Raw genomic sequence first — 10,976 nt, forward strand, 5'->3', positions numbered from 1 at the left:
AGCACGCGCGCCCAGATCGCCGCCAGCGTGGTCTCGGTCTCGCCCTGCGGCGCGACGAATACCTGGGCCTGGCGTTCCGGCTCCGGCAAAGCCGCCTTGTCCACCTTTCCATTCGGTGTCAGCGGCAGGCGCGGCAGCACGGCATAGGCCGAAGGCTGCATATAGCTGGGCAATTGCGCGGCCAGCTGGGTCTTCAGCTGTTCGACCAGCGCAGCCTCGTCCTGCGCCTCGGCGGCAACATAGGCGACCAGGCGTGCCTCGCTGTGATCGCCGCGTACCACGGCCACCGCATCGCGCACCGACGCGTGCCGGCGCAGCGCGCTTTCGATATCGCCCAGCTCGATGCGGAAGCCGCGCAGCTTGACCTGGTCGTCCAGGCGGCCCAGGAATTCCAGCGTGCCGTCATGGCGCCAGCGCACACGGTCGCCGCTGCGGTATAGCCGGCCACCGGCCTCGAACGGATCGGCAACGAATTTCGCCGCGGTCAGCTCGGGCTGGTTGATGTAACCCTTGGCCACGCCCGCACCGCCGATATACAGCTCGCCCGCCACGCCGGGCGGCTGCAGCCTGCCCTGCCCGTCCAGCACATAGAGCGCGGTATTGCTCATCGGCCGGCCGATCGGAATCGTGCGCTGCAGATCGGCCAGATTCGCCGTCACGTCGTACCAGCTGCAGCCGACCACGGTTTCGGTCGGGCCGTAGTGGTTGTAGATCTGCGCCTGCGGATACTTCGCCTGCAGCTGCCGCGCCAGATCCACGCCGAAGGCTTCGCCGCCGATCACGAACACATGTGCAGTCTGGCGCGGCGTTTCGTCGGCCAGCTGCAGCAGTCCCTGCAGATGCGATGGCGTCAGGCGCAGCAGCACCGGCGGTATGTCGGCCTGTTCCAGCCGCGCGGCGAAACCGGCCAAGTCATCGTCAACTGCGATCAGTTCCACGCAACCGCCGGTCAGCAGCGGCACGTACAGCGACGGCACCGTCAGGTCAAACGCCGGCGACGTCACCACCAGCGATCCGCTCAACGATGCCGCGTAATAGCCTTCGCGCGCAAAGGCACAATAGTCGGTCAGGCCGCGATGCAGGATCTCTACACCCTTGGGCGTGCCGGTAGAGCCCGAGGTGTACAGCACGTAGGCGCTGTCCGCGGCGGCGATGGCGATATCCGGCTGCGTCGACGGGTATTCCGCCAGCCACTGCGCATCTACGCCGGCATCGTCCAGGTACAGCGTATCCACACCGCCGACCGGCAATACCGAGCGACGGCTGTCGAGCAACGCGACGGTCACGCCCGCATCGGCCAGGATCGCCTGCAGCCGTTCCGGCGTCTGCTTGTGGTCGAGCATCACGTAGGCGGCGCCGCTCTTCTGCACCGCCAGCAGCGCGATCAGCAGTTCCAGCGAGCGTTCCAGATGCACACCGACGCGCGCACCGGCTGCCACGCCCTGCTCGATCAGCGCATGCGCCAGCCGGCTGGCCTTCGCATCAAGATCGGCATAGCTCAATTCATCCGCACCGCAGCGCAGCGCAATCGCCTGCGGCGTGCGCAGCACCTGCTGCTCGAACTGCTGCGGCAGCGGCAGTTCCCGCCACACCGTGCTCTGCGGACCCTGGCCCTGGCTGCGCAGCCTCTGAGCGTCGTCCGCGTCCAGCCAGTCCAGCTCGTTCAGACGCGCGTACGGATGCGCCACCATCTGCTGCAGCAGGCGACGATAGGCCTTGGCCAGGTTTTCGATGCTGGTGCGATCGAACAGTTCGTCCTTGTAGGTCCAGCTCAGCTGGATACCGTCGGCGGACTCGGTCGCGGTCAGGTCCAGGTCGAAATGCACGCGGCCGCTGCCCTGCTCCACCGGTGCCAGCTGCAGGCCGGGCAGCTTGAGTTCGCCGGCTTCGAAGTTCTGCAGCACGAACTTGATCTGGCACAGCGGGTTGTAGGCCAGGCTGCGCTCGTGGCGCAGCGCATCGCCGAGCAGGTCGAACGGGACATGGGAATGGGCGAACGCGTCCAGCGCCGTCTGCCGCCCCTGGGCCAGCAGCTCGCTCACGCGCAGGTCGCTGCGCAGCTGGCTGCGGAATACCAGCGTGTTGACGAAAAAGCCGATCAGCGGTGCCAGCTCTTTCTGCGCCCGGCCCGCATGCGGCACGCCCATGACGATGTCGCCATCGCCGCTGAAACGCTGCAGCACGGCGGCAAATGCACTCTGCAGCACCATGAACAACGTGGCATTGTGCGCGCGGCCCAGCTGCTGCAGGCCGTCGCTGAGGGCCTTGTCGAGACGCTGGCCATGGCGCTGCGCCTCGAAGCGCTGTTCTGCCGGGCGCGGCTTGTCCAGCGGCAGGCGGTGCACGCTGGGAATGCCGTCCAGCGCCTCTTTCCAGTACGCCAGTTCGGCCTCGACCAGGCCGCCGCGCATCGCTTCGCGCTGCCAATGGGCGAAGTCGGCGTACTGGATCGGCAGTTCCGGCAGCACCGGCTGGCGCCCGGCACCGAAGGCTTCGTAGCCTTCGACGAATTCCTTGATCAGCACGCCCAGCGACCAGCCGTCGGCGGCGATATGGTGCATGGTGAACAAAACAACATGTGAATCGTGACCCAGGCGCAGCAGGCGGCAGCGCAGCATCAGGTCGTTGCCCAGGTCGAACGGCGTGGTGCGCTCGGCGGCGAGCAATGCCCTGACCTGGCGGCGCTGCTCGTCCTCGCCCAGGCTGCCCAGGTCGATGCGCTCCACCGCTACCGAGGCGAATTCGCGCACGCACTGCACCGGCTCGCCGTCCTTTAGGCGGAACACGGTGCGCAGCACGGCATGGCGTGCGACGACGGCATCCAGCGACTGCTGCAGCGCCGCCTCGTCCAGCCGGCCGTTCAGGGCAAAGGCCGACGGCACGTTGTACTGCGTGCTGCCGCCGAGCTGGTCGATGAACCACAGGCGCTGCTGCGAGAACGACAGCGGATACTCGGCCAGGCCGTCGCGCCGCGCGATGGCCTCGCTGTCGCTGCCCTGCAGCCAGGTGATGATGGCGGCCTTGTGCAGGCTCAGCGCCTGCTTCAGCTCGGCCGTCAGATTGCCTTTCTCGTCACTGAGCAGCAACTTTCCATTTTTGACCGCCAGCTTGATGTCCCTGGCCTGGCAGTCATTGAGCAATCCGCGAAAACTCATAGCTCGATCAACTCCTGGTTATTGCTTTCCGCGGCATCCACGTCGAAGGAAATGCTGGTCTTCAGCGATTGCTGCAGTACTAACTCGTCGATGCGGGCAGCGAGGGATCGGATCGTCGGCCGCTCGAAGATCTCGCGCACGGGCAGCTCGACGGCGAAGGCGGCCTTGATTTCCATGCTCATTCGCATGATCAGGATGGAATCGCCGCCCAGGTCGAAGAAGTCGTGCGTCACGCCCAGGCTGTCGAGCTTGAGCAGGTCCGACCAGGCCGCCAGCAGGGTCGTTTCCGTCGCGCTTTGCGGCGCGACGTAGTCCTGCTGGCCCTGGTAGTCGGGCGCTGGCAGGCGGCGCTGGTCGACTTTGCCGTTGCCGGTCAGCGGAATCTGCTCGACGATGACGAAGGCGGCCGGGACCATGTAGTCCGGCAATTGCTGGCGCAGCTGCTGCGCCCATTGCTTGGCCAGCAGCACTTCGTTGGGCAGGGTGTCGCGCTGGGCCGCGACGACGAGGTAGGCGACCAGGCGCTTGCTGCCCGCCACGTCTTCCCGCGCCACCACCACGGCCTGGCGCACACCGTCGCAGGCGGCCAGCCGGGCCTCGATCTCGCCCAGCTCGACGCGGAAGCCGCGGATCTTCACCTGGCTGTCGACGCGGCCGAGGAACTGCAGCTCGCCGTCGGGCAGCCAGCGCACCAGGTCGCCGCTGCGGTACAGGCGTTCGCCCGGCCGCTGCGGATGCGCCACAAAACGCTCGGCCGTCAGCTGCGGCTGGTTCAGATAGCCGCGGGCCAGGCCGGCGCCGCCGATACACAGTTCACCGGGCAGGCCGGCCGGCTGCGGCTGTAGCTGGGCGTCGAGCACCTGTACGTCGAAGTTGGCCAGGGCGCGGCCCAGGCTGATGCGCTGGCCAGGCAGCACGTCGGACTGGGTGGCGCAGACCGTGGTTTCGGTCGGGCCATAGGCATTGCAGACGCGGCAGCGCTGCGCCCAGGTCCAGGCCAGTTGTTCGTCGCAGGCTTCGCCGGCAACCACCAGCACCTGCAGGGCGTAGTCGGCGCTGGCGTCCAACTGTGCCAGCAGGGCCGGCGGCAGCGTGGCGTGGGTGATGCCCTGCTCCAGCAGCAGTGCCGACAGGCGCGGCGCCGAATAGCGCTCGTCCTGGGCACAGATATGCAGGCTGGCACCGTTGCTCAGGGCCATCAGCCATTCCCAGGTGGCCGCATCGAAACTCAGCGAGGCGAACGCCAGCACGCGGCTGCGCGGCGACAGTGCATGCAGGCGCGACTGGTTCTGCGCCAGGTTGACCAGGCCGCGATGCTCCAGCAGCACGCCCTTGGGTGTGCCGGTGGAACCCGAGGTGTAGATGGCATAGGCCAGGTGGGCCGGCGTGACCGCGCTTTCGGCCGGGTCGATGTCGCCGTCGGCATAGGCGCCGAGCAGCAGGTCGCGCATGGGCCCATCCAGCGGCAGCACGGTCTTATCGCCCAGCAGCGGCAGCGCTTCGAGCACGGCACTGTGGGTCAGCACGTGTTCGACGGCGGAATCCTGCAGCATGTAGGCGATGCGGTCTTCCGGATATTCCGGGTCCAGCGGCAGGTAGGCTGCGCCGGCCTTGAGAATGCCGAGCAGGCCGACCAGCATGTCCGGCGAGCGTTCGACGCAGAGGCCGACCAGGCTGTCCGGCCGCACGCCCTGGTCCAGCAGATAGCGCGCAACCCGGTTGGCCTGGGCATTCAGTTCGGCATAGCTCAGGCGCTGCTCGCCGCAGACCACGGCCGTGGCCTGTCCATCGCGCCGCACCTGGGCCTCGAACAGCTGGTGCGCACACAGCACCGGCAAGGCCAGCTGCGGGCCGCTGCCCCAGTCGTGCAGCTGCGCCAGCTCGGCTTCGTCCAGCACGCTGCCGATGGTGCCAGTGCCGGCCACCGCCGCAGGCAGCTGGGCGAGTACCCGGGCCAGGTGGCGCAGCAGGCGCTGCAGCGTGGCCTGGGCGAACTGTTCGGCGCGATAGCCGATCTTCACTTTCAGCGTGCGGCCGAAGCTGACGTTGAGGCCCAGCTTGTAGTTGCTGGCCTCGTCATGGCCACGGCGTTCCAGCTGCAGCTCGGAAGCGGCCGGTGTCGCGGCCACGTCGGCCATCGCATCCAGCGGGTAATTGCCGAATTCCATCAGGCTGTCGAACAGCGGCGTACCGGCGCGCACACGCGACTGGCGCTGGATTTCCGGCAGCGACAGGTAGGCGAAGTCGTTGCTGCGCTGGAAATCCTGGTGCAGCGCCGCGATCGACGCAGCGACGCTGCGCTGAGTGCCGAACGAGACCTTGACCGGAATCGCGTTGATGAACAGGCCGATCATTTCCTCGATGCCCGGCACCGCCGCCGGGCGGCCGGAAATGGTCGCGCCGAACACCACGTCGCTCTCGCCGCTGTAGCGGTGCAGCAGATAGGCCCAGGCCCATTGCACCAGCGTGTTCACGGTGGTGTGCTGGGCCTGGGCCGTGGCCTGCAGGGCCTGGGTCTGTTCCGGCGTGAGTTCCACCGATTCGTCGCGGCGGCCGCTGTCGCCGTCGCCAGGCAGCCGGTCGACCACCAGCGGCGTCGGTGCATCGATCTGCGCCAGCAGGTTGCGCCAGTGCGACCGCGCCGCGTCGCCGTCCTGGCGCTGCAGCCAGGCAATGTGCTGTTCGTACGGCGGCGGCGGCGGCAAATCGGCGGCGCGACCTTCCAGCTGCGCCTGGTACAGGCGCATCACGTCGCGGTAGACCAGCGGCACGCACCAGCCGTCGAGCAGCACGTGATGCAAGGTCCACAGCAGCTGATAGCGATCGTTGCCCAGGCGGAACAGGGCCAGGCGGATCATCGGCGGCCGTGCGAAATCGAAACCGGCCTGCTTGTCCTGGGCGCGGTACACCTCGAAACGATGCTGCTGCTCCTGCGCCGGCAGGCCGCTCCAGTCTTCCTCGTGCCAGGGCAGGCTGGCCTGGGCCAGCACCAGCTGGTGCAGTTCCTCGCCTTCGACGAAGGCGGTGCGGAACACATCGTGCCGGTCCACTGCCTGCTGCCAGGCGCTGCGGAATGCCGCCACGTCCAGCGCGCCGCGCAAAATGGGAAATGTCTGCACGACATAGGCGGACCGGTCGAGCAGGCTTTCGAACAGCAGGCCGGCCTGCATCGGCGTGGCGGGATACAGCCGTGCCAGCGAGGGATAGCGCAGCTGCCAGGCATCCAGCTGGGGCTGGCCGACCCGCGCCAGCGGGAAGTCCGACGGCGTATACGCGCCGACGCCGGGCTGCTGGCAATGCGCGATGACGCGGCGCATGCCGTCCTGCAGCAGCTGCGCCAGCCGGCGCATGGTCGATTCGTCGTACTGGCTGTTGCTGTAGCTCAGGGCGAACTGCATCTGTCCGCCGAACACCTTGCCGCTCAGGGCCAGCCGGGCCGAGCGCTGGCGGCGCGAACTGGCCTGCGCGCCGCTGCCTTCGGCCGCCGCCTGGAAGCGCGTGTCGGCGTTGATCACCTGGTCGAACTGGCCCAGGTAGTTGAACTCCAGGCCGGATTCGTCGACCGCCGCGGCCATCGCGCCCAGCTCGGCGTCATTGGCCAGGTAGCGCAGTACACCGTAGCCGATGCCGTGATGCGGCACGGCGCGGTACTGTTCCTTGACCGCCTTGATCACCTCGCCCACGTCGCTGCCGGCGCTGCGCAGGGTCAGCGGATAGACGCTGGTGAACCAGCCGACCGTCTGGGTGATGTCCAGCTGGTCGAACAGCGTCTCGCGGCCATGTCCTTCCAGGCGCAGGCGCAAGCCGTCGGCGCCGGTCCACTCGCGCATGCCCAGGTAGACGCCGGCCAGCAGCAGTTCGTTGACCTGGGTGCGATAGGCACGCGGGCACTGCTGCAGCAGGGCGCGCGTCTCGTCCGCATCCAGGCTGACCACGACGGCGCGCGAGGTGGCAATGGCACCCTGCCCTTCGATCTCGCGATCCACCGGCAGCGGCGCCACCTGTGCACCGCTCTGCGCCAGCCAGTAGGCCTTCTCCTGCTGCAATGTTGCACTGTGCGCATAGTCCAGCAGTGCAGAACCCCATTGCTGGAACGACGAGGTCTTGGCGCGCAGCACCACGGCCTGGCCGTTGCGGTGCTGCTCGTAGGCCTGTTCCAGGTCGGCCAGCAGCACGCGCCAGGACACGCCGTCGACGACGATATGGTGCACCGTCAGCAGCAGGCGGCCGCTGTCGCCCGCCTCGGCCGGGGCGAAATACACGGCGCGCAGCAGCGGGCCCTGAGCCAGGTCGAAGCCGGCCTGCCAGTGATTGCAGCGCAGGCTGAGGAAGGCGCGCTGCCCGGCCGGGTCGGCCGGCAAGGTCTCGACCACGCAGCTGTCGGCAAGCAGCGCTGCATCCAGCGGCGCGTGGCTGGCCTGCCACTGCCCCTGCTCCTGCACGAAGCGCAGGCGCAGTGCATCGTGGCGGCGGTAGATCGCCGCGACCATCGCGCGCAGCGCCGCCGCATCGAAATCTGCCGGCGTCTGCAGCAGTACCGACTGGTTGAAGTGATGCCGGTCGCAGGCATCGCCGCCGAGGAACAGGTGATGGATGGGCAGCAGCGGCAATGCACCGCAGATTTCCTGCTGCGGCGCGACGATTGCGCCTTCGCTGCTGGCCAGTTTCGCCACTTCGGCAATGGTCTGGGCTTCGAACAGGTGCTTGGTGGTGATGCCGATGCCGGCCTGGTTGGCGCGGGAGACCACCTGGATCAGCAGGATGGAATCGCCGCCCATCTCGAAGAAATTGTCGTGCACGCCGACCTGGTCGATACGCAACAGCTGGCACCAGATGTCGGCCAGTTTCTGCTCGATCTCGCTCTGCGGCGCCACGTACAGCTGCTGCGCCTGGTAGTCCGGCGCCGGCAGCCGGCGCTTGTCCACTTTTCCATTGCTGTTGAGCGGCAGGCTGTCCAGCACCACGAAGGCCGCCGGCAGCATGTAGTCGGGCAGGCGCTGTTTTAGATACGCGCGCCAGTCCTTGGCCAGCAGCACTTCGCTGCGCTCCTCGGCCTGGGGCACGCAGACCACGTAGGCGACCAGGCGCGTGGTACCGCCGTCCTGGCGCGCCACCACCACCGTTTCCTGTACCGCTTCATGGCCGCGCAGCTGGCTTTCGATTTCGCCCAGCTCGATGCGGAAGCCGCGGATCTTGATCTGGTCGTCGACACGGCCGACGAACTGAACCTCGCCTTCCGGCAGCCAGCGCACCAGGTCGCCGCTGCGGTACAGGCGTGCATCCGGCGCGCTGCCGAACGGATCGGCGACGAAACGTTCGTTGCTCAGCTCGGGCTGGCCCAGGTAACCGCGGCCAACGCCGTCGCCGCCCAGGTACAGCTCGCCGGTCACGCCGCAGGGCACCAGCCGGCGCTGCGCATCGAGCACGTACTGCGTCGTGCCGGCGATGGGCTTGCCGATGGGATAGGTATCGGCGCGCTTTTCCACAATTTCGAAAAAACTGCTGAACGTGGTGTTTTCAGTAGGACCGTAGACATGCAGCAGATGGCGCGGCTTGCCGGCGGCGAGCACGCGGTTCACCGCTTCCATGTCCACGCCTTCGCCGCCGAACAGCAGGTGCTGCAGGCGGGCAAAGCCGCTGGCATCGACGATGGACATCTGGTTGAACACCGCCGTGGTGATGAACAGCGTGTCGACGCGGCCGTCCTGCAGCGCGCGCGCCAGCCGCAGCGGATCGAGCAGGGTTTCCTTGCCGATATGGAACAGGCTCATGCCATTGGCCAGCGCGCCCCAGATCTCGAAGGTGGCCGCGTCGAAGGCGCTGTTGGAGGCCTGCGCCATGACCGCGCCGGGACTCAGCTGCACGTAGTTGGCCGCATGCACCAGGCGCACCACGTTGCGGTGTTCGATCAGCGCGCCCTTGGGCTGGCCGGTGGAACCCGAGGTGTAGATGGCATAGGCCAGGTGGCGCGGCGTCAGGCCCAATTCGCGGCGGCCGGGGTTGTGCTCGGGCTGCGCCGCCAGGAACAGCTCGCGCAGCGGCGGGTCCAGCGGCAGCACGGTTTTTTCGCCCAGCAGCGGCAGCGCTTCCAGGATGGCGTTCTGGGTCAGCACGTGCTCGACGGCAGAATCCTGCAGCATGAAGGCGATGCGTTCCTGCGGATAGTCCGGGTCCAGCGGCAGATAGGCCGCGCCGGCCTTGAGAATGCCCAGCATGCCGACCAGCATGTCGGGCGAACGCTCCACGCAGAGGCCGACCAGGGTGTCGCTTTGCACGCCCTGCTGCAGCAGATAGTGCGCCACCTGATTGGCCTGCGCGTTGAGCTGCCCATAGCTGAGCTGCTGTTCGCCGAATACCGCGGCCACTGCATGCGGCGTGCGCGCTGCCTGGGCTTCGAACAGTTCATGCACGCAGACATCCGGCGCGGCCTCGCGCAGCGGCTCGCCCCAGGCGCGCAGCTGGCGGATTTCGTCCTCGCCGAGCAGGCTGGCGATGCCGTCGCCGGCGGCGATCGCCGCCGGCAGCTGGTCCAGGATGCGGCCGAGGTGGCCGAGCAGACGTTCTATCGTGTCCTGGGCGAAATCCTCGGCCCGGTAGGCCAGGCGTGCGCGCAGGATGCGATCGAGGTTGGCGTTCAGCGACAGCTTGAAATTGGTCTGGTCGTCGTGGCCGGCACGCTCGATTTCCAGGCGGCTGGCCGCCGGTGCCGCCGCCGCGTCGGTCATGGCGTCCAGCGGGTAGTTGGCGAAGGCCAGCAGGCTGTCGAACAGCGGCGTGCCGGCGCGCACGCGCGACTGGCGCTGGATCTCGGGCAGGGACAGATAGCCGTAGTCGCTGCTGCGCTGGAATCCCTGCTGCAGCGTGGCCAGCGCGGCGGCGATGCCCTGCTCCGGCGCAAACGCGACGCGCACCGGAATGGTGTTGATGAACAGGCCGACCATGTCCTCGATGCCCGGCACTTCCGCCGGACGTCCCGCAATGGTCGCGCCGAACACCACTTCGGCCTCGCCGCTGTAGCGATGCAGCAGATACGCCCAGGCCCATTGCACCAGGGTATTCACCGTCATGCGCTGTGCCTGCGCTGCCGCCTGCAAGGCTTCGGTCTGTGCCTGGCTCAATTCCAGGAACTGTTCGCGATAGCCGCTCTCGCCACCCGCAGGCAGGCGGTCGACGGCCAGCGGCGTCGGTGCATCGATGCGGCCCAGCACCTCGCCCCAGTGTGCCTTGGCACGCTCGCGGTCCTGCCGCTGCAGCCAGGCGATATGTGCTTCGAACGGCGGCGCCGCCGGCAGGCTGGCGCTGCGGCCCTGCAGCTGCGCCTGCAGCAGTTGCATCACGTCGCGATAGACCAGCGGAATGCACCAGCCGTCCAGCAGAATATGGTGCATTGTCCACAAAAGCTGATAACGCCTTGCGCCCAGGTGGAACAGCGCAACGCGCATCAGCGGCGGCCGGGCGAAGTCGAAGGCGGTCGCCTTGTCCTGCGCGCGATAGGCGTCGAAGCGGCGTTCCTGCTCGTCGGCGGCCAGTCCGCTCCAGTCTTCTTCGTGCCAGGGCAGCGTCGCCTGCGCTGACACCAGCTGGTGCAAGCCCTCGCCTTCGCCGACGAACGCCGTGCGGAAAATATCGTGGCGCTCGACAACCTGTTCCCAGGCCCGGCGGAACGCGCCTGCGTCCAGTTCGCCGCGCAGCACGGGATAGGTCTGGATCAGGTAGCTGGAAACACCGAGCAGGCTTTCGAACAGCAGGCCGGCCTGCATCGGCGTGGCCGGATACAGCCGCGTCATGGCGGGATAGCGCGCCTGCCATTCGTCCAGCTGC

General features: G+C 67.8%; 2 protein-coding genes. Both read right to left on the reverse strand.

What is annotated here, in order from left to right:
* The coding region (locus tag DFR29_RS28405; protein WP_133822023.1) for a non-ribosomal peptide synthetase at positions 1-3,155 on the reverse strand (3,155 nt) is incomplete at its 3' end.
* Positions 3,152-10,942, reverse strand: coding sequence for a non-ribosomal peptide synthetase (locus DFR29_RS28410; RefSeq protein WP_208113768.1), 7,791 nt, complete (start codon positions 10,940-10,942; stop codon positions 3,152-3,154). The genes DFR29_RS28410 and DFR29_RS28405, both read right to left, overlap by 4 nt.
* Positions 10,943-10,976: the final 34 nt, after the last annotated feature.

Origin of the sequence: Tahibacter aquaticus, from assembly GCF_004363655.1 — a bacterium.
Taxonomy (GTDB): Bacteria; Pseudomonadota; Gammaproteobacteria; order Xanthomonadales; family Rhodanobacteraceae; genus Tahibacter; species Tahibacter aquaticus.